Source organism: Caulobacter sp. GW822-FHT07D08, assembly GCF_058798735.1.
In genome coordinates, this window is the sequence record NZ_JBXAKU010000012.1 from 1 (window position 1) to 19411 (window position 19411).

Annotated in this window: 23 protein-coding genes and 1 pseudogene; 16 read left to right on the forward strand and 8 right to left on the reverse strand. The window is 66.5% G+C overall.

What is annotated here, in order from left to right:
• Window positions 1-179: 179 nt before the first annotated feature.
• Window positions 180-569 carry a copper-binding protein gene (locus tag AC1RJ9_RS19905; RefSeq protein WP_492839700.1) on the forward strand — a complete coding sequence of 130 codons (390 nt, stop codon included), beginning with the start codon at window positions 180-182 and terminating at the stop codon, window positions 567-569.
• A gap of 60 nt (window positions 570-629) precedes the next feature.
• Here AC1RJ9_RS19905 and AC1RJ9_RS19910 read toward each other — a convergent pair whose 3' ends face one another.
• Window positions 630-1082: a MerR family transcriptional regulator gene (locus AC1RJ9_RS19910; protein ID WP_492839701.1), complete on the reverse strand. Its 453-nt coding sequence runs from the start codon at window positions 1080-1082 to the stop codon at window positions 630-632.
• An 83-nt stretch (window positions 1083-1165) separates the two neighbouring features.
• Between AC1RJ9_RS19910 and AC1RJ9_RS19915 the strand changes: the two genes are divergently transcribed.
• The 13 genes from AC1RJ9_RS19915 (at window position 1166) to AC1RJ9_RS19975 (ending at window position 13642) form a co-directional block, all read left to right on the forward strand.
• Complete coding sequence (locus AC1RJ9_RS19915; protein ID WP_492839702.1) at window positions 1166-1579, forward strand: MFS transporter permease; 414 nt, start codon at window positions 1166-1168, stop codon at window positions 1577-1579.
• 5 nt (window positions 1580-1584) lie between these two features.
• Complete coding sequence (locus AC1RJ9_RS19920) at window positions 1585-1833, forward strand: GDCCVxC domain-containing (seleno)protein (RefSeq protein WP_492839703.1); 249 nt, start codon at window positions 1585-1587, stop codon at window positions 1831-1833.
• A 124-nt stretch (window positions 1834-1957) separates the two neighbouring features.
• A complete protein-coding gene (locus AC1RJ9_RS19925; RefSeq protein WP_492839704.1) occupies window positions 1958-2269 on the forward strand; it encodes a hypothetical protein in 312 nt (103 codons plus the stop codon).
• Window positions 2270-2337: 68 nt separating this feature from the next.
• A complete protein-coding gene (locus AC1RJ9_RS19930) occupies window positions 2338-3630 on the forward strand; it encodes a TolC family protein (RefSeq protein ID WP_492839705.1) in 1293 nt (430 codons plus the stop codon).
• Window positions 3627-4886 carry an efflux RND transporter periplasmic adaptor subunit gene (locus AC1RJ9_RS19935; protein WP_492839706.1) on the forward strand — a complete coding sequence of 420 codons (1260 nt, stop codon included), beginning with the start codon at window positions 3627-3629 and terminating at the stop codon, window positions 4884-4886. The genes AC1RJ9_RS19930 and AC1RJ9_RS19935 overlap by 4 nt, the downstream gene beginning before the upstream one ends.
• A gap of 9 nt (window positions 4887-4895) precedes the next feature.
• Window positions 4896-8036: an efflux RND transporter permease subunit gene (locus AC1RJ9_RS19940; protein WP_492839707.1), complete on the forward strand. Its 3141-nt coding sequence runs from the start codon at window positions 4896-4898 to the stop codon at window positions 8034-8036.
• A gap of 95 nt (window positions 8037-8131) precedes the next feature.
• Window positions 8132-8749 carry a class I SAM-dependent methyltransferase gene (locus tag AC1RJ9_RS19945; protein ID WP_492839708.1) on the forward strand — a complete coding sequence of 206 codons (618 nt, stop codon included), beginning with the start codon at window positions 8132-8134 and terminating at the stop codon, window positions 8747-8749.
• A gap of 220 nt (window positions 8750-8969) precedes the next feature.
• Entirely contained in the window at window positions 8970-9245 is a 276-nt protein-coding gene (locus tag AC1RJ9_RS19950) for a metal-sensing transcriptional repressor (protein WP_492839709.1), read from the forward strand.
• A 7-nt stretch (window positions 9246-9252) separates the two neighbouring features.
• On the forward strand, window positions 9253-10368 hold the full coding sequence (locus AC1RJ9_RS19955) for a nickel/cobalt efflux transporter (RefSeq protein ID WP_492839821.1): 1116 nt from the start codon (window positions 9253-9255) through the stop codon (window positions 10366-10368).
• Window positions 10369-10414: 46 nt separating this feature from the next.
• Window positions 10415-11761 (forward strand): MFS transporter, encoded by a 1347-nt coding sequence (locus tag AC1RJ9_RS19960; RefSeq protein ID WP_492839710.1) that lies wholly within the window; start codon window positions 10415-10417, stop codon window positions 11759-11761.
• A 91-nt stretch (window positions 11762-11852) separates the two neighbouring features.
• Window positions 11853-12602 carry a HupE/UreJ family protein gene (locus AC1RJ9_RS19965; protein WP_492839711.1) on the forward strand — a complete coding sequence of 250 codons (750 nt, stop codon included), beginning with the start codon at window positions 11853-11855 and terminating at the stop codon, window positions 12600-12602.
• On the forward strand, window positions 12602-13243 hold the full coding sequence (locus AC1RJ9_RS19970; RefSeq protein ID WP_492839712.1) for a hypothetical protein: 642 nt from the start codon (window positions 12602-12604) through the stop codon (window positions 13241-13243). Before AC1RJ9_RS19965 ends, AC1RJ9_RS19970 begins: the two co-directional genes overlap by 1 nt.
• A gap of 63 nt (window positions 13244-13306) precedes the next feature.
• The gene (locus AC1RJ9_RS19975) at window positions 13307-13642 is read left to right on the forward strand and encodes a copper resistance CopC family protein (protein ID WP_492839713.1); all 336 of its coding nucleotides are present in this window, start codon (window positions 13307-13309) and stop codon (window positions 13640-13642) included.
• A gap of 20 nt (window positions 13643-13662) precedes the next feature.
• Here the strand turns inward: AC1RJ9_RS19975 and AC1RJ9_RS19980 are convergent, their stop codons facing one another.
• Both AC1RJ9_RS19980 and AC1RJ9_RS19985 read right to left on the reverse strand, forming a co-directional pair.
• The gene (locus AC1RJ9_RS19980; protein ID WP_492839714.1) at window positions 13663-14388 is read right to left on the reverse strand and encodes a class I SAM-dependent methyltransferase; all 726 of its coding nucleotides are present in this window, start codon (window positions 14386-14388) and stop codon (window positions 13663-13665) included.
• Between the two features lie 201 nt (window positions 14389-14589).
• A pseudogene (locus tag AC1RJ9_RS19985) lies at window positions 14590-14816 on the reverse strand (heavy metal translocating P-type ATPase); the annotation flags it as partial.
• 224 nt (window positions 14817-15040) lie between these two features.
• On the opposite strand from AC1RJ9_RS19985, the gene AC1RJ9_RS19990 reads away from it, so the two are divergent.
• Window positions 15041-15475, forward strand: coding sequence for a hypothetical protein (locus tag AC1RJ9_RS19990; RefSeq protein WP_492839715.1), 435 nt, complete (start codon window positions 15041-15043; stop codon window positions 15473-15475).
• Window positions 15476-15501: 26 nt separating this feature from the next.
• Window positions 15502-16122: a hypothetical protein gene (locus AC1RJ9_RS19995; RefSeq protein ID WP_492839716.1), complete on the forward strand. Its 621-nt coding sequence runs from the start codon at window positions 15502-15504 to the stop codon at window positions 16120-16122.
• A 57-nt stretch (window positions 16123-16179) separates the two neighbouring features.
• On the opposite strand, the gene AC1RJ9_RS20000 is transcribed toward AC1RJ9_RS19995, so the two are convergent.
• From AC1RJ9_RS20000 to flgC, 5 genes are all read right to left on the reverse strand, one after another.
• The gene (locus AC1RJ9_RS20000) at window positions 16180-17256 is read right to left on the reverse strand and encodes an acyltransferase family protein (RefSeq protein WP_492839717.1); all 1077 of its coding nucleotides are present in this window, start codon (window positions 17254-17256) and stop codon (window positions 16180-16182) included.
• 78 nt (window positions 17257-17334) lie between these two features.
• Complete coding sequence (locus AC1RJ9_RS20005) at window positions 17335-17502, reverse strand: hypothetical protein (protein ID WP_492839718.1); 168 nt, start codon at window positions 17500-17502, stop codon at window positions 17335-17337.
• Between the two features lie 58 nt (window positions 17503-17560).
• Entirely contained in the window at window positions 17561-17914 is a 354-nt protein-coding gene (locus AC1RJ9_RS20010) for a DUF190 domain-containing protein (protein ID WP_492839719.1), read from the reverse strand.
• A gap of 74 nt (window positions 17915-17988) precedes the next feature.
• Window positions 17989-18879 (reverse strand): cation diffusion facilitator family transporter, encoded by an 891-nt coding sequence (locus AC1RJ9_RS20015; RefSeq protein WP_492839720.1) that lies wholly within the window; start codon window positions 18877-18879, stop codon window positions 17989-17991.
• A 103-nt stretch (window positions 18880-18982) separates the two neighbouring features.
• Complete coding sequence (gene flgC / locus AC1RJ9_RS20020; protein WP_492839721.1) at window positions 18983-19402, reverse strand: flagellar basal body rod protein FlgC; 420 nt, start codon at window positions 19400-19402, stop codon at window positions 18983-18985.
• Between the last annotated feature and the right edge of the window lie 9 nt (window positions 19403-19411).

The window sequence follows — 19411 nt, forward strand, 5'->3', positions numbered from 1 at the left end:
CTTTGGGGCCATGGCGCCGGCTCCGAAGTCATGAGCCGCATCGCCGCCCCGATGATCGGCGGCATGCTCACCGCGCCGCTGCTGTCGATGTTCGTGATCCCGGCCGGATACCTGCTGCTGCGCCGCCGGCAGGCCCGAACCACCCTTTCCGCTATCCCCTCAACCTAGGAGAACTGCCGATGAAAACCCTTGCCCTGACCCTGGCCGCCCTTCTGGCGACGACCAGCCTGGCCGCCTGCGGCCGCAAGACCGAGGCCCCGGCGGTGCCCGCCACGCCGGCGCCGGCCGTCGCGCCCGCCCCGGCGGCGAGCAACGCCATGGCCGGCATGGACATGGCGCCCGCCGACAAGATGGCCAAGGGCGTCGGCGTGGTCACCGCGATCGACAAGGCCGCCGGGACGATCACCCTCGACCACGAAGCCATCCCCGAGGCCGGCTGGCCGGCCATGACCATGGGATTCAAGATCGCGCCGGCCCTGTTGGACGGCGTGGCGGTCGGCGACAAGGTCGCCTTCGACCTCAAGCTCCATGACGGCGCGGGCGAGGTCACCGCGATCACCCGGCGATAGCGACGCCGGGCCGCGGACGCGGACCACGATCCGCGTCCGCGGCTTCATCGCCAAAGGCGCTCAAGGCCTCGAAGTCGTCTCGGACAGCATCTGGACGCCCACCGCGCCGTCGCCCTTCGCGCAGAGCGTCTGGATCAGAGGGCACCCAGGCTCGCGCCCGGCCTCGCAAGCCTTCACCGAGTCCGCCAAGACCCGTTCCATGCGCCGAAGATCGGCGATCCGCGCACGCACGTCGACAAGATGCGCCGCGGCCAGGTCACGCGCTTCGGCGCAGGCGGCCGGGTCGTCGGTCGCCAGGGCCAGCAAGGCCCGCACCTCGTCCAATTTGAACCCCAGCTCTCGCGCCCTGCGCACGAAGCTCAGTCGCTCGACATCCCGCGCGCCATAGCTTCGATAGCGTCCACGCCGCGGCGGGGCGGAAATCAGGCCGATCCGTTCATAGTAACGGATCGTCTCGATGTTGCAGCCCGTGCGGCGGGAGAGTTCGCCGATCTGGAGCGCGGTGTCGGTCATGGGAGGGTGGCCTAAAATCGGGACTTGAGTCTGTAGTGACTACAGATGGCATCCTGACGCGCGTCGAACCAGGAGACCACGGCATGACGACATCAAATGGACCCGCAACTCCGGACAAGGACCGCAGCGGCGCGCCAGCCGAGGCGGCCCTGACCTGGGCGGCTCTGGCCGCGGCGACGGGCGCTGTCCTGGCCTGGGCTGCCTGTTGCGTCCTGCCGATGTCCCTGGCCCTCGCGGGCCTGGGCCTCAGCGGCCTGGGCTGGATGGCGGGTCAGCGAAGCTGGCTTACCCTCCTGTCGCTGGGCGCCGTCGGCGCGGGCTGGGTCCTGACCTGGCGGCGGGCGCGGGCGTGCCGGACCGACAGCGCCTGCGCTGCGCCCTCGCGGCTTGGGACGAACCTGCTGGGCGTGGCCACCGTCTTGGTGGTTCTGTCGCTGATCTGGCGGCCGATGATCGAGCCCTGGGCCCTGGCCCTGATCCGAAACATGCGCGGATAGCCACCATGATCGAACCGACCTCCACCCTGACCTGTCCACAGTGCGGCCACCGGGCGACCGAGACCATGCCCACCGACGCCTGCCAGTATTTCTACGACTGCCGCGGTTGCGGCGCTGTGCTCAAGCCTAAGTTCGGCGACTGCTGCGTCTATTGCTCCTATGGCGACGTTCCCTGTCCCCCTATCCAGCAGGATGGCGGCGCGTGTTGCGGGACGGGCCGTAAAGGGGGCGACGGTCATGCGGGGAAGGCTTGAAGCTCTGGCTTCAAGCCGCCCGCGACGTCCAGACGCCTTGCATCCCTGGCGTGGTTGACGCATCAGGACCCCTATGAGCCTTGCGATACTGCGAAGGACGAACGGTTGGATCCCCATGCTGTGCATGGCGATGGCGCTGTTGCTCGCCATTCACACGACCGCGCAAGCCTTCGAGATGGCGGACCACACTGGCCATCACTTCGCTGAAGCCATGGCCGATGCGGTCGATGATCACGACGATGATGGTGGAGACAAGCCGGCCGATCCGGGTGACAAGCCGGACCACCATCACACGGATCATCATTCTGTCGGCCTTTTGTGCGACCCCGCAGCCGCCAAGCACCAGCCCTTTCGAGGTCAGGACGCCCCTCCCGCGACCAGCCTGATGCGCACCGGCCTTTCCGGCTACGGTATCGAACGCCCCCCCAAGGCCTGATCCAGACTCCTATCGTCTGAACCCGCGTGGACCTTTTGGCCGCGCCGATCCCTGCCTTGGAGATTTCCATGCCCCCGACCTCGCCGGGCCGCGCGCCCGCGCGTCGCCTGACGGCCTCTGTGCGCGCGCTCATGGTGAGCGCCGCCCTTCTGGCCGCCGCGCCCGCTCTCGCCCAGTCCCCGCCATCCTCCCTGTCCTTGGACGACGTCCTGCGTCGAAGCCTGAGCGCCGATCCTTCGCTGGCCGGTGTCCAAGCTCGCCTCGACGCGTCAAAAGCCGGCGTCCGCCAGGCCAATGTTCGGCCCAATCCCAGCCTCGGCCTGGAGGTCGAGAACTTCACCGGCAGCGGACCGTTCTCGGTCCTGGGGCGAAGCGAAACGACATTCTCCTACCAGCAGACCTTCGAGCGTGGGGGCAAACGCCAGGCGCGCACGACCCTGGCCGAGCGCGAAATCGGCCTGGTCGAGGCCCGCGCCCAGGTCCGACGGCTGGATCTGGCCAAGGCCGTGCAACTGGCCTGGGTCGACGTCCTGGCCACCCAAGCCGAGGTCGAGGTGGCGCGAGAGCGCCTGGCGGTCGCTCAGCGGGCCGAGCGCGAGGTCAGCCGCCGGGTCGCCGGCGCGCGCGACCCCTTGTTCGCCGGCGCTCGCGCTGACGCCGAAGTCGCCCAAGCCCAGGTCAGCCTCGATCGCGCCCAGACCAACGAGCGCGACGCACGCACAGCGTTGGCCGCCTATTGGGGTGGGTCTGCGGCCTTTTCAGTTCCCCGCGGGCTCTTCGAGGACACCCAGAACCCCGGAGGCTTGGCGGGCGCCCAAACCCCGGACGTCAAACTGCTTACCGTCGAGCAAGATGTCGCCGCCGCCCGCATCGCCCTGGAACAGGCCCGTGCGGTTCAGGACCCGACCGTCAGCCTGGGCGTTCGCCACCTGCAAGACGACGGCGCGGTGGCCCTTGTGGTCGGCGCCACAATTCCCCTGGGGCGCTACGACACCAACCGCGGCGCCATCGACCGGGCGCGAGCCGAGCGGACCGCAATCGCCGCCGATCTGGGCGCCTTCCAGATCGAGCGCGAGCGCGAGATCGCGCGCCTGATCGCCCGGCGGGCGGCGGCGGCGGCCGAACTGCGCAAGACCGATACGGACGTGCTGCCCAACGCCGAGCGCGCCGTCACCCTGGTGCGCGACGGCTTCAATCGCGGCGGTTTCAGCTATCTCGACGTCCTGGCGGCTCAGCGCGCCTTGATCGACGCCAAGACCCGGCGCGTCGAGATCCTCAAATCCTTCCATCAAGACGGGGCGGCCCTGGATCGCCTGACCGGCGCGCACGCGATGCTCGCCCGCACGGAGATGCAGCCATGAGCCCGACCCTGACCCGCCGCCCCTTCTGGGCCTTGCTGCTGACGTCCGCCGCGCTGGGCCTGAGCGCCTGCGGCGCGGGCGACAAGACCGCCAAGCCCGATGAACATGGTCAAGCCGAAGCCGAGTTCGAGCGCGGCCCTCACAACGGCCGCTTGCTGCGCGACGGCGATTTCAGTCTGGAAGTGACGATCTTCGAGACGGGCGTGGAGCCAGAATTCCGCTTCTATCCCTATCGCAAGGACAAGCCGATCGATCCGCGCCAAGTCGCGCTCGACGTCGCCCTGACGCGCCTGGGCGGCAAGGTGGATCGCTTCACCTTCAATCCGCAGGAGGACTATCTGCGCGGGGCGGGCGTCGTTCGCGAGCCGCACTCGTTCGATGTGTCGGTCAGCGCCCGCGAGGGCGGCAAGGCGCACGCCTGGCGCTATGCCTCCTATGAAGGCCGCACCACCCTGTCGGCCCAGGCCGCCCAGGCCGGCGGCGTGAAGGTGGAGGTCGCCGGTCCGGCCGCCTTGGGCGAGACGGTGAGACTTAGCGGTCGCATCGAAGTGACCCCCGAAGGCAAGGGCGAGGTTCGCGCCTGGTATCCCGGCCGGATCATGAGCCTGCGCGGAGAGCTGGGGCAAATGGTCCGCAAGGGCCAGATCCTGGCCCGCGTGGAGTCTTCGGAAAGTCTGCAGACCTATTCGATCCCGGCCCCGATTTCGGGGCAGATCATCGAGAAGAACAGCAATGTCGGCGATGTCGCCTATGATCGGCCGATCTTCGTGATCGCCGATCCCACCAAGCTGCACGCGGAACTGTTCGTCTATCCGCGTGATTCCGAACGGGTGCGCGTGGGCCAACAGGTCGAGGTGCGCAGCCTGTCGGGAGCCGACCGGATCCTGGCCACTGTGGAGTCGATTCTGCCCTCGGCGGATATGACCAGCCAGACCCAATTGGCCCACGTCCATCTGCCGGACGGCGCAGGCCCTGCCTGGCGCCCGGGCCTGGGCGTGGAGGGGGCGGTCACCGTCGCCTCGCGACCCGCGCCGCTGGCGGTGCGGACCAAGGCCATCCAGCGTTTCCGCGATTTCGATGTCGTCTTCGCCCAGGTCGGCGACACCTACGAGGTGAGGATGCTGGAGCTTGGCGTGCGCACGCCCGAGTGGACGGAAGTCTTGGGCGGGCTGGAGCCCGGGACTCGGTACGTCACCGACGGCGCCTTCCTCATTCGCGCGGACATCGAAAAGTCCGGCGCGAGCCATGACCACTAGGGGGGCGTCATGCTGAACCGCATCATCACCGCCTCGATCGCCCATCGCTGGGCGGTCATGGCCTTCGTCGTCGTTCTGGCGGGTCTGGGCGTCTGGAGCTTCCAGCGCCTGCCCATCGACGCCACGCCCGATATCACCAACGTCCAGGTCCAGATCAACACCGAGGCGACGGGATACTCGCCCCTGGAGGCCGAGCAACGGGTCACGTTCCCGGTCGAGACCGCCATCGCCGGCGTGCCGGGCCTGCAATACACCCGCTCGATCTCGCGCTATGGCCTCAGCCAAGTCACCGCCGTGTTCCGCGATGGGACCGATCTCTATTTCGCGCGCCAGTTGATCAACGAGCGCCTGCAGACGGTTCGAGGCCAACTTCCCAAGGGGATCGAACCCGCGCTCGGCCCGATCGCCACCGGCCTGGGCGAGATCTTCATGTACACGCTCGAAGCCAGCCCCGGGGCGCGCAAGCCCGGCGGCGGCGCCTATACGCCCGAGGACCTGCGCACGCTTCAGGACTGGGTGATCCGGCCGCAGCTGCGCAACACGCCTGGGGTCACCGAGGTCAACACCATCGGCGGCTATGTTCGGCAGTATCACGTCACGCCCTGGCCACAGCGCTTGGCGGCCTATGGCGTGACCATGGACGAGGTGATCGCGGCGCTCGAAAAGAACAACGCCAATGTCGGGGCCGGCTATGTCGAGCGCTATGGCGAGCAGTATCTGGTCCGCACGCCGGGCCAGGCCGCCGGCATCGCCGACCTGGAACGGATCGTGGTGGCCAATCGTGGCGGTGCGCCGATCCGTGTCGCCGATGTCGCCGACGTGGTGATGGGCGAAGAACTGCGCACGGGCGCGGCCACGGAGAACGGTCACGAGGTGGTGCTGGGTACGGTGATGATGCTGGTCGGCGAGAACAGCCGCACGGTCTCGCGCGCCGTGGCCGCCAAGCTTGAGGTCGCCGCGAAGGCGCTTCCGGCCGGGGTGACCGCCAAGCCGATCTATGACCGCACCAAGCTGGTCGATCGCACCATCGCCACGGTCGAGAAGAACCTGGTCGAAGGCGCGCTTCTGGTGATCGTGGTGCTCTTCCTGCTGCTGGGGAACATCCGCGCCGCCCTGATCACCGCCGCGGTCATCCCGCTGGCGATGCTGATGACCATCACCGGCATGGTCCAGACCCGCACCTCCGGCAATCTGATGAGCCTGGGGGCGCTGGACTTTGGCCTGATCGTCGATGGCGCGGTGATCATCGTCGAAAACTGCCTGAGGCGATTTGGCATGGCCCAGCACCAGCTGGGTCGCCTGCTGTCGCGCGACGAGCGCTTCGCCCTGGCCGCCGAGGCCAGCGGCGAAGTGATCAAGCCTTCGCTGTTTGGCGTCCTGATCATCACCTTGGTCTATGTGCCGATCTTCGCCCTGACCGGGGTGGAGGGGAAGATGTTCCACCCGATGGCGATCACCGTCGTCATCGCCCTGACCTCAGCCCTGCTGCTGTCCCTGACCTTCGTTCCGGCCGCGGTGGCCCTGTTCGTCACCGGCAAGGTCGAGGAGAAGGAGAGCAAGCTGATGAGCTTGGCCCGGCGGACCTATGAGCCCGCCCTGGCCACGGCCTTGCGGTTCAAGACCGCCTTCGTCGCCGCCGCCGTCGTCTTGGTGCTGCTCGCGGGTCTGGCGGCCTCGCGTATGGGATCGGAGTTCATTCCAAACCTGGATGAAGGCGACATCGCCCTGCACGCGCTTCGTATCCCCGGCACCAGCCTGACCCAGGCGGTGAAGATGCAGACGGCGCTGGAGGCGCGGATCAAGCAGTTTCCCGAGGTCGACAAGGTCGTCGCCAAGCTCGGCACCGCCGAGGTCGCCACCGACCCGATGCCGCCCAGCGTCGCCGACACCTTCGTGTTGCTGAAGGATCGCAAGGATTGGCCCGATCCGCGTAAACCCAAGGCTCAACTGGTCGCCGAACTGCAGGAGGCCGTCGAGAAGGTTCCCGGCAACAACTACGAGTTCACCCAGCCGATCCAGATGCGGTTCAATGAACTCATTTCCGGGGTGCGTTCGGACGTGGCGATCAATGTCTACGGCGACGATCTCGAGGTCCTGCTCAAGACCGGTCAGGCCATCGAAGAAGTGGTCGGCACGATCGAGGGCGCCCAGGACGTCAAGGTCGAGCAGACCACCGGCCTGCCGGTGCTGCAGATCACCCCGGACCGCGACGCCCTGGCGCGGTTCGGCCTCAACATCGCCGACGTGCAGGACGTGGTTTCCGCCTCCATCGGCGGCGAGAGCGCCGGTCAGATCTTCGAGGGGGACCGGCGCTTCGACATCGTGGTGCGCCTGCCTGAGACCTTGCGGCGCGATGTCGATGCGATCGGACGGCTGCAGATTCCCCTGCCCGCCTCAGACGGCGCCCGGGGCTTTGTCCCGCTCGCCGACGTCGCCAAGGTCGAGATGGTGATCGGTCCCAACCAGATCGGCCGCGCCGACGGCAAGCGCAAGGTCGTGGTCACCACCAACGTCCGGGGACGCGATCTGGGCTCGTTCGTCATCGCCCTCCAGAAGGCGGTGGACGAACAGGTGGAGGTCCCGACCGGTTACTGGGTCGACTATGGCGGTACGTTCGAGCAGCTGACCTCGGCCGCGCGGCGTCTGCAATTGGTCGTGCCCGCCGCGCTCCTGGTGATCTTCGGCCTGCTGTTCCTGCTCTTCCGGTCCTGGAAGGACGCCGGCGTGGTGTTCTCAGGCGTGCCCTTGGCCCTGACCGGCGGGGTCGCCGCCCTGATGATGCGCGGCCTGCCGTTGTCGATCTCGGCGGCGGTCGGGTTCATCGCTCTTTCCGGCGTGGCGGTGCTGAACGGGGTGGTGATGATCACCTTCATTCGCAGCCTGATCGACGAAGGCAAGGACCTTGAGGACGCGATCCGTGAGGGCGCCCTGGCGCGCCTGCGGCCGGTGCTGATGACCGCCCTGGTCGCCAGTCTCGGCTTCGTGCCGATGGCGTTCAATGTCGGGGCCGGTTCGGAGGTCCAGCGACCACTGGCGACCGTGGTGATCGGCGGCATCGTCTCCTCGACGATCCTGACCCTTCTGGTGCTGCCGGCGCTCTACGCCCTGGCCTCGCGCCGCCGCGGGGCTGCGCGCCGTCTGCCGCAGTGACGTTGGACGACGCCCCTGCCCTTTGGCGATGGCCAAGCGGCGGGGGCGTCTCCATCTTCGGAGCGATCTTGCCGCCCAAAGACCTGAGGACGACCATGACCGAGCGCGCCGACCATTGGGACACCGTCTATGCCACCAAGCCGGCCAACACGGTCAGCTGGTATCAACAAAAGCCCGAGCCGTCGCTCGACGCCCTGGCCCGACTAGATTTGGCGGGCCCCGCTTCGCTCATCGATGTGGGCGGCGGGGCTTCCACCCTTGCCGCCGCCCTGCTCGACTTGGGCTGGCGGGACCTGACCGTGCTGGACATCGCCAAGCCGGCCCTGGATGTGGCCAGGATCCAATTGGGCGAGCGGGCCGACGACGTGCAGTGGATCGCCGCGGACATCACCGCCTGGAGGCCAGGCCGCAGCTATGCGATCTGGCACGACCGCGCGGTGTTTCACTTCCTGACCGACGCTGCGGATCGCGCCGGCTACCGCGCCGCGCTCGAGCAAGGCCTCCAGCCTGGCGGCGCGCTTCTGATGGCGACCTTTGCCCTGGGCGGTCCCGAACGCTGCAGCGGTCTGCCAATCGTCCAGTACGGCCCTGATAGCCTAGCGGCCGAGTTGGGCGCGGCCTTTCGTTTGCAAGCCAGCTGGCGGGAAGATCACGTGACGCCCGCGGGCGGGGTCCAGGCTTTCAACTGGTGCCTGTTCCGCAAGACCGGCTGATCCGCCAGGCAGGGCGGCGCCGTTCACTCACGCGGCTTGGCCAGCACCACCAACCAACCGCGATTGAAGACGCCTTCGAAAACCTCAAATCCGGCCGCGGTCGCCAGCCGCCGCCAGCGAGCCTTGGAGGTCAGCATCGACCCTGCCTGACAATTGACGAAGCCCGACTCGCAACAAGTCGCGATTTGCAAGATCCCCTCCAGGGGGATAGGATAAGTGGATGGCCCACGTCGTTCACGAGACCCACCCCGAGATCGTCAATCGGCTCAAACGCGCCGAAGGGCATCTGCGTAAGACGATCGCCATGATCGAGGCCGGCCGCACCTGCCTGGACCTAGCTCAGCAACTGCACGCCATCGAAAAAGCGGTCTCGGCGGCCAAGAAGACCTTGATCCACGACCACATCGATCACTGCCTGGCCCATGCCGCCGAAGACGGCCCCAAGGCGGCGGCCAAGGCGATCGACGAACTCAAGACCATCACCAAGTACCTTTGAGGCGCCGATGACTTCCCTCGCCGAACTTCTCGCCCAAGGCGCAGGGCATGCCTGGCTGTTCATTCCCTCCGCCCTCTTGTTGGGCGCGCTACACGGCCTGGAGCCTGGGCACTCCAAGACCATGATGGCGGCCTTCATCGTCGCGGTGCGCGGCACGGTGTGGCAGGCGATCTTGCTGGGTCTGTCGGCCACGGCCTCCCATACCTTGATCGTCTGGATCATCGGCCTGGCCGGGCTCTATTTCGGCCGCAACCTCAACCTCGACACCGCCGAGCCATGGTTCCAGCTGGCCTCGGCGGGGATCATCATTGCCGTCGCGCTTTGGATGGTCTGGCGCACGTGGTGCGAGCAGCGCGCCGCGACCAGCGAGCAGGATCATGGTCATGACCATGACCATGGCGACGAAGTCCGGCGGATCGACACGGGCCACGGCGTGGTCGCGTTGGCGATCTTCGAGGATGGCATACCACCCTGCTTCCGCATCACCGCCGAACGCGGGCCTGCGCCGCGGGCCAACGAACTCACCGTCACGACGACGCGGCCCGACGGCGCGAAACAAATCTTCGCCTTCACCGACAAGGGCGAGTTCCTGGAATCGATCGAGACGATCCCTGAGCCCCATGCCTTCGATGCGCGGCTATCGATCGCGCACGGCGCTCATCGCCACGACTTCGATGTCGCCTTCGCGGAAGGCGACCATGGCCACGGCGATAGCGGCCTCGACGTCTCCGATCCCGGGTATCAGGACGCTCACGAGCGCGCCCACGCCAACGACATCAAGCAGCGCTTCGCCGGCCGCGACATCACCACCGGGCAGATCATTCTGTTTGGCCTGACCGGCGGGTTGATCCCCTGCCCGGCCGCTATCACGGTGCTGTTGCTATGTCTTCAGCTCAAGCAAATCGCGTTGGGCGCGACACTGGTGCTGTGCTTCTCGATCGGTTTGGCGATCACCATGGTCACCGTCGGGGTCGTGGCGGCCTTGGGCATGCGCCACGCTGAAAGGCGCTTTGGAAACGCATTCTCGACCTTTGCCCGGCGTGCGCCATACGCCTCCGGCGCGTTGATCACCATCGTCGGCCTGGCTCTCGCCGCCCAGGCGGCCCGCGCGATCATAACCTGAACCCTAGCCCTCAAAGCCTGACCCAGGCTCACCGGGAGACCCCGCCATGCTCAGCGTGCTTGCCGATCGCACCTATCGCCACCTCTTCCTGGCCCAGGTCATCGCTCTTGTCGGCACGGGTCTGGCGACCGTAGCGCTGGGATTGCTCGCTCATGATCTGGCCGGCGCCAACGCCGGAGCGGTGCTCGGCGGCGCATTGGTCATCAAGATGATCGCCTATATCGGGGTCGGCCCGGTGGCGAACGCCTTTGTCGATCGCCTGCCACGTCGGGCCTTCCTGGTGTCGATGGATCTGGTGCGGGCCAGCGTGGCGATCCTGCTGCCGTTCGTCACCCAGATCTGGCAGGCCTATGTCCTGATTTTCTTGCTGCAGTCAGCCTCGGCGGCCTTCACGCCAGCCTTCCAAGCGGCCATTCCCGACATTCTGCCCGAAGAGGACCGCTATACCCGGGCCCTATCCCTGTCGCGCCTGGCCTACGATATGGAGAGCCTGGTCAGTCCCATGCTGGCGGCCGCCCTGCTGACGGTGATCAGTTTTCATGGGCTGTTCGGGGGAACGGTGATCGGCTTTCTGGCCTCGGCCGCCCTCGTTGTTTCGGTGGTCGTTCCACAACCCAAGCCCGCGCCGCGCGAGGGCGGGATCTATGCGCGCACGACCAAAGGCGCGCGTATCTATCTGCACACGCCTCGTCTGCGTGGCCTGCTCGCGCTGAACCTCGCCGCGGCCGCTGGCGGCGCCATGGTGATCGTCAACAGCGTGGTCTATGTCCGCACCTTGCTGGGCCGCGGCGCCGACGACGTCGCCATCGCCCTGGGCGCGTTCGGGGGCGGCTCGATGGTCGCCGCGCTGCTTTTGCCGCGACTGCTCGAGAAGATCAGCGACCGCACGGTCATGGCCAGCGCCGCCGCCGGCCTCCTGGCCGCCTTGCTGGCCATGCTCGGGTTGACTGCAACCCCGAGCGTCGATCATTGGGTGGCGCTGCTGGTGATATGGCCGCTGCTGGGAGCCTGCTACTCGGCGATCCTGACGCCTTCGGGCAGATTGCTGAAGCGTTCGGCGTCTGACGCCGACCGCAGCGCGGTGTTCGCCGCCCAGTTCGCGCTGTCGCATGGCTGCTGGCTCGTCACTTACGCCGTCGCCGGCCCGCTAGGCGCCATGATCGGCATGCCCGCGACCCTGGCGGTGTTGGCCAGCCTGACCCTGATAGGCCTGATCGTCGCCCTCTATGTCTGGCCACGCCACGATCCCGAGATCGTGCGTCACCGCCACGACGACCTCCCGGCCGATCATCCTCACCTCAAGGACGGACATGCGACGGCCCGCTCCGAGCACGAACATCCAATGGTCATCGACGCGTTGCACGCGCATTGGCCGCGCACCGGGCCGACTTGACGCCAGCAAGCTCCGTCGCCTGGCGGCGACCACAGGATTTGCAAGTCACTCGCAATCGCGTAATGACATCGCTATACGACGGGGGCTTTGCATGATCGCCGACTCATCGATCTGGCGTCGGCCCAAGGGTCCGCCTTGGGCCGACGCGCTGCGCGTGGCCGGCTTGACGTTCGTATGGCTGACGGTCCTGAGCGCGGCCAGCCTCGCCTGCGCGCACGGCGTGCAAGGCAAGGATGCGGCCTTCGTCGCCGCCAGCAATGGCCCCCAGCCGATCGCGTTCCTCTACCTGGGCGCCAAGCACATGATCACGGGCTATGATCATCTGTTGTTCCTGCTGGGGGTGATCTTCTTTTTGCGCCGCATGAAGGACGTGGCGATCTATGTCAGCCTGTTCAGCCTGGGTCACAGCCTTACCCTGCTGGCCGGCGTCCTGGGGCAGATCCACGTCAACCCGTTCCTGGTCGATGCGGTGATCGGCCTGTCTGTGGCCTACAAGGCCTTCGACAACCTCGGGGGATTTCGCACCACCTTTGGGATCCAGCCTGACCTCAAGCTCGCGGTTCTGGGTTTTGGCCTGATCCATGGTTTTGGCCTGGCCACCAAGCTCCAGGCCTTGAACCTTTCGCCGGACGGCCTGCTGAGCAACATGATCGCCTTCAATGTCGGGGTCGAGTTGGGTCAGCTGCTGGCCTTGAGCCTGATCCTTGGCCTGGTCGCCTGGTGGCGTTCGCGGCCTGCCTTCGACAAGCAGGCAACCCTCGCCAATGGCGCGTTGATGTCCGCCGGCTTCCTGCTGGTCGCCTACCAGCTCGCCGGCTTCTTTCGGAAAGGCGCGGCCTGATGGTTCACGACAACGCCATGGTTTCTCCGCCAAGCCGCAAGCGTCTGGCGCTCATCGTCGCCAGTGCGGCGGCCGTCGCCGCGGCGCTGTTCATCGGCGTCGTCCTGCCGGCCGAATTCGGCAAGGATCCCACGGGCCTTGGCAAGCTGACCGGCCTGTCGCGACTGGCCGCACCCAAGGACGAGGTCGCCGTCGCGGCGCCGAGCGATCAGACCGTGGCGCGCTATTCCACCACCCCGTATCGCTCGGACGTCATCGACATTGCGCTCAACACCGCCGACGCCGGTCAGGGCGGAGAGGAGCTGGAATACAAGGTTCGGATGAAGGCGGGAGACAGCCTTGTCTATAGCTGGAACGTCGATGGGATCGCCAATCCCGAGGAGTTCTACTACGACTTCCATTCCGAAAGCCCGCCGACGCCGAAGGTCAAGGTGATCGAGTATCGCCAAGCCACGGGCACGGCCTCCAGCGGGTCGCTGATCGCGCCGATGGACGGCATCCATGGGTGGTATCTGCAAAACCAGTCGGCAAAGTCTGTGGTCGTCAAGCTGCGGATCAGCGGCTTCTACCAACTCGTGGCGCCCGGCGAGGCCGGCAACAAGGCCAGAATCCTGCCGATCCGCACGATCCCCGCGCCATAGCCCTATCCGCTCTATTCCGCTGTAGAAGGACCTTCGATTTTCAAACCCAAGCTCCTGGCCGCCGTGGCGGTCACCGGCCTTCTGGCCGCCACCGCCGTCATGGCTCATCCGCAGATCATCACCCGCAGTCCCGCCGCCGGGGCGGTGCTGAAGGCGGCGCCACAGGAAGTGAAGGTCGTGTTCAGCGAAGAACTGGAAATCCTGCTCTCGAACGCCAAGATCGAGGGACCGGACGGCAAGCTCATCGCCACAGGCCCCTTAGCCACCGACAAGACCCGCACTGCCCTGATCATCCCGATCAAGGGCAGGCTGAAGGCCGGCGTCTACACCGTATCGTGGACAATCGCGACCGAGGAACATGACATGCCCGGGCGCTATCGGTTCGAAATCAAGCCCTAGGGGCCGCCCTGCGGCGGGCTCTAGCGTCCAAGGATTTGCCGAACCGGCCCCTGGATCTGCCCCGAGGCCAGTGCGCCGGCGAGCATCAGGGTGTCCGACGCGCCGCCGGCCGCCCCGGAGGTCTTCGAGCGCGCGCTCGTCCAGGCCATTAGGCCCGCGCCGTGCGGTCGGCGTAACGTGACAATATCGGTGAACCCGGCCTCGCCCACCAAGCGCTCGATCTGGGCGACCGAACGGATGTTGTAGATCGTTGCCGGAAAATCCCGACCAAACCCCAGATCCTCGCTGGGCCGATAGCCGATAACCAGACGCGCGCCCGGCGCCATGACACGATGGACTTCCGCCAAGTCGCGTTCGGGGGCAGTCCAGAAGTAGATGGTGTGGACACTGAGCACCTTGTCGAACTCGCCCGACGGATAGGGCAATCGATCACTCCCCCCCAAGGCCAAAGCCATTCTTCCGCTGCGCAGCGCTCTGGCGTTTCGCCCGCGCGCGATTTTCATCATCACCTCGGAAGGATCAATTCCCGCCAGCCGACCGCTGGTGATGCGCTTGGCCGCCGTGGCCAGGGTCCGGCCGTGGCCGAACCCAATCTCAAGCAAGCGATCTTCCGGCTGCAGATCCAATTGATCCAGGGCGACCAGATTGGCCTGGTGGGTCTCTCGAGCCATGATCCGGCCAACGATATGGCCGAGCCAACCGCTGGGTTGACGGCCTTGACGCGCAAGCCTGTCGGAACGCTTCATCGGACGATCCTTGTCGCAGAGCAGGGTCATAGGTGTCGAGTTGGCGCTAGCCCCGGCCACGGCGCCTCCGATCTGAACCACCATCTGGGGCCTCGTCCAGCGTCCGTCTCGACCATTTCAAAATCGACCAGCATCTTGCTGAAACGATTACCCAACGCCGTGTCGCTCCACCGCCCGATGCTGCGGGTCAACTGGGCGCCGTCACGCGGTCCTGTCGCGATAGCCAGCAGTCGCAGGGCGTTCGCGACGACCAGCGGGGTCGAACCCTCGTGAAAGATCACGGCCGCGCCGACCTTCAGGCCAAACAGCGTGGCCGGAATCAGCACCACCACCATGCCCAGACTGACCTAGAGGTTCTGCTTAATGATCCGACTGGTGTGCCGGTTCAAACTCACGGCGAAGGGCAGATGGTTCAGGTCGTCCGCCATCCCGAACAACCGCCGCAGTCAGGGGGTGATCACTAAGCGCTTCGACGGCGACGTCAATGACCGCGTCGCCGCGCTGGACGCTTGCGCGGTCTGGCCAAGGCCTCGATCTCGTCCCAACGCCGGAACGAGAAACCGGCGGCGAGCCGGCTTCACCAAGGGCATTGGACGTTGAAGATGACGGGCGAAAGCGCGACAATGGCTAGGTTGATTTGACCGGGAAAGCCGTGGGCACTGTCGCGTTCATTCGGGTTCGTCAGGTGGTGGTGGCCCTCGCCATTCTCCTGCTGACCGCGCTTGCCGTGCAGACGCCGGTCGAACAGGCCCATCTCCATGCCGAACGGTTCCTGGCCCTCGGCGCCAGCGCTCCCCATGCTTCCGCCAGCATCCGGCCGACCGTCGCAGAAGAAACGCCGGCCGACCTGATCAACGTCGCAATCCAGCCGGCGAGCGAACCGCATACCTCCGATGCGCCGGCGTCGAGCCCGCATCACCACCATGCCGATGGCCCACCCCTACACGGCCTTACCTCCGCTGCGGCGGGACCAACCGTTTCCGCCCTGTCGGCCGCCCTGTTCCAGCTCGAGAACGACTATCGCGCCGGCCTGACTGGCAACCCGCAAGACCGCCCTCCTAGAGCTCACCTCGAACCCATCGCCTAGCTCGCGCGGCCCTAACCGCGCCCTTCGTGTTCGAGGATTCCCATGTTTCTGAAGTCTTCCGGCCGCACGCCGCGGCTCCACGCGCCCATGCGCGGCTCTATTCTGTCGTCATCGGCCCAGCACGGGAGCGTCGCTCCGTGACCCCGATCCACGATCTGACGCTCTATGCCGCCGCCCATCCCTGGGCTTTGACGGCCGCCTTGCTCCTGATTCTGATTGTCCTGATCGCCACCCTGGTTTGGCTCTGGCAGCGTCAGGCGGAGGAGATCCTCAGCCTCTATCGCCAGCCCGACGACTCACACCGCATCGACCTGGAGAATGGGCGGTTTCGGCTGGACATCGTCCGCCGCCACGCCGGCTGGCGATTTCAGGTGACCTGCCGTGATCATGATCTCAAACCGGGCGACGTCGTCGTGACCACGATCCGCCCGGATGGCCTTGGCCAGCGCTTTGACTTCGCCCGGCGTGGCCGCCGCCTGGAATCTATGGTCAAGGTACGCGAGCCGCTGATCTTCGTGGCCCACGTGTCGATCAGTTGGGGCGGCATCGACTCCACCTTCGTGATCGGCTTTGGCGGCGCCGTCGCGCCAATCCGCGCCCGGTCCGAAGTGATCCGGCGCCCGGAGACGGCCAGCGACGAAGGTTAGAGCATCGTCCAGACACGCCCGCCAGGACCGCCTGGCGGGCGACAGGCCTCCTGGGCATTACTTGGCGAACCCGCGGAATGGATCGTTCTCGCGCAGCCAGCGCCGCGCAGGTCGTTCGACGACATGATAGACCAGCACCGACACCAGCAAGCAGACCGCCAGCACCCCGAACCACGCGGTCCATGCCAAGACGCCAGTCAACGGCGTCGTGAGGCGGTCAAGCACTTCGAAATAGGCGATGTCGACCGGCAAATGGGTCATGTAGACCGCATAGGAGACCTCGCCGAGATAGATCGCCAGAGGCAGGGCCAGGACACTGGCGCGCCCGGACTTGTCGCCTTCGGCCAGGCAGAAGATCAAGGCCGCCAGGCCCGGCCAGGTCCAGCGATCGGCCAGCCCCAGAGTTGTGGACAGCACGATCCAGGCCACGGCCAGGCCCGCGCCCAGCGGGGCCATCGCCGGCGGCATCGACCGCGTCGCGCCAAGCCGATGCAAGGCCACGCCCATGGCGAACGACGGCACGATGCGTAGCGCCCCGCCCTGCGCGGTCAGGCGGGTCAGTGATCCGCCGAAGGCCTGGACGATGGCGTCGAGCGCGAAGAACAAGACCGCCGCCAGGACCACCGCCAGCACCGGACGCGCGCGAAAAGCGACGGAGGCGATGGCCGCGACCGGGAACGCTAGATAGGCGAACCATTCGGCCGAGATCGACCAGGAAGGAAAGTTCCATTGCACGGTCGGCGTCGACCACCAGGCATGGATCAGCAGGAGGTGCTGAGGGATGGCGCTCGGGTCGAAGGCCTGGGCCTCGAAACTGGCGCCCGCCCAGCGGCCCAGGGCCCACAGGACGATGGTCGCCCCCAAGGTCAGCAGATGCACCGGATAGAGTCGGGCCAGACGGGCCCAGAGGAAGGAGCCGTACGCAGAGCGTCCTTCGGTCCAAGCCTTTACATAGACGTGGGACAGGATGAAGCCCGACAGGATGAAGAAGAGGTCGACGCCCAGATAGCCTTTGTCGATCAGGCCGAACCGCTCGAGGTCCAAGCCCAGCCGGTTGCGGAAGTGGTAGACGAGCACCCAGGCGGCCGCGACGATGCGCAGGCCTGTCAGGGATTTGAGATCAGCTGGATACATGTCGCCCCCCGGCGGTTGGTGGTCTGGCGGCGGACCGTCACCAGTAGCCGTGACGGCCCCAAAATGTCCGCGCGCTGTCTAGCCCTCGCCGATCATGCCGCCGTCGCGGCGGGTCTCGGTCTCGTCTTCGACACCCTCGACGGGACCGCCGGTAGGGCCGCCCTCGTCGATCATGCCGCCGTCCTTGCTGGGTTGCGCATCGGGCGCCGGCGCATCGGACGATGACGGCTTGTTGGGAGAGGTCATCGGCTGCTCCTGGAGACAGGACCCTGTCAGGTCGTGGTTGTTGCGTGGCGCGCCCACGCTAGGCGGATGGCGCGCCGGTGTGGTGACGATGGCCGCCATGGGCGATGATCTGGACCTTGCCCAAGGTCGCCAGCCCGACGTCAGCGGCCACCTCGAGGGTCGCCGCCAGAGCGTCGAGCTTGGATCGGATGTCGACCATCTCGACGATCAGGTGCTGGTCGGGCGCCAGATCGCGCGCGTTGGCGCCGTGCAAGACCGCCGCGCCGAAGGCCTCCTCGATGCGCAGTACCGCCGCGCCGGCGATGTCCATGGCCCGGGCCCGCTCAATCAGCACCGCGTCATAGGCCAGACCGTTCAGGGTCGCGCCGGCGTCCAGGTAGATCCGAAGGATGTGTAGTTCATCTTCGATCACGCGCTTACCTCGCTCTCCAAAGCCATGGCCCGCCGCAAACCCTGGGACGGGCAAACCAGGTTGCGACCGGCGCCCTAAGCGTTCCGGTCCTCTTCGGCGCACTCGACGACCTCTGTCTGGATGGTGACGTGATGCAGGTCGAAATCGGTCTCCAGCCGCGTCGCGATCGCCTTGCGGACCGTCTCGCCGTCCGCGCCGTCCGACAGCACAACATGGACGGTGCAGACCGCCTGGTCGGCGCCGGTGGTCCACAGATGCAGCTCGTGGACGCTGGCGACGCCCGCGGTCTCGGAAATGGCCTTGCGCACGCCGGCCAGCGCCATGCCTGGAGGGGCGCCTTCCAGCAGGATGCGGCTGGTGTCCTTCAGCAGAATCCAGGTGCGCGGCAGCACCCACAGGCCGATGCCGATGGCCACGATCGGATCGACGAAGCGCCAGCCGGTGAACTTGATGACGATGGCACCGACGATTACGCCGAGCGAGCCGAGCATGTCGGCCCAAACCTCAAGATAGGCGCCCTTGATGTTAAGGCTCTTGTCTTTGTGGCTGCTGAGTAGGCGCATGGAGATCAGGTTGATGACCAGGCCCAGCACGGCGACGATGAACATTCCGGTCGACTGTACCGGTTCGGGCGCGACGATGCGCTTGACCCCTTCCACCAGCACGTAGATAGCGACGCCGAATAGCAGGATGGCGTTGAAAGCCGCCGCCAGGATCTCGAAACGGCGATAGCCGAACGTGAACTCCTCGTTCGCCTTCTTCTGGCCGACCCGGATTGCCGCCAAGGCGATGGCCAAGGCAGCGGCGTCGGTGAACATGTGGGCGGCGTCGGACAAGAGCGCCAAGCTGTTGAAGACGATGCCCGCCACGACCTCGGCGATCAGGAACGTGGAGGTCAGCGCCAGGGCTATGGCGAGCCTTCGGCCATTGGCCTGGCTCGCGCCGTGATCGTGTCCTGCTCCCATCGTTTCGATCTCCCTTTGCCCGCGTTTCTGAGCGTGGCCGTCAAATTTGAGGGATCAACGCGCGAAACCCGTCAAAGGCGGGCGTCGCGCGCGATCCGGGGCTCTATTTCTTGTCGAGAATGGAGAGGGTCGCCTTTTCCATCGCGTCCTGGGCGTCGAGGACGTTGAGGTTTGCCTCGTAGGCCTTCATGGCCTGCTTGAGGTCCAGGCTTTCGGCTAGGCTGTTGACGTTTGGCAGCAGGACGTAGCCAGCGGCGTTGGCGGCCGGGTGGCCGGGATCGTAGGCTTGCGGGAATGGTTTGGGATCGGCTTTCACGCCGCTCATCACCACGCCTTCGTCGCCGCCCATGGGTTCGACCTTAAACACAGGGATCTGCCGGCGATAGGGCTCGCCGCCGGCGGTGCGTGCGGTCGAATTGGCGTTGGCGATGTTTTCGGCCAGGACTTGGATGCGTTTCTTCTGGGCCTGCAGCCCTGACACGGCGATGGCCGTGCTTCCCCCTTCGATGGACGACTTGGTCATGGACTGTCT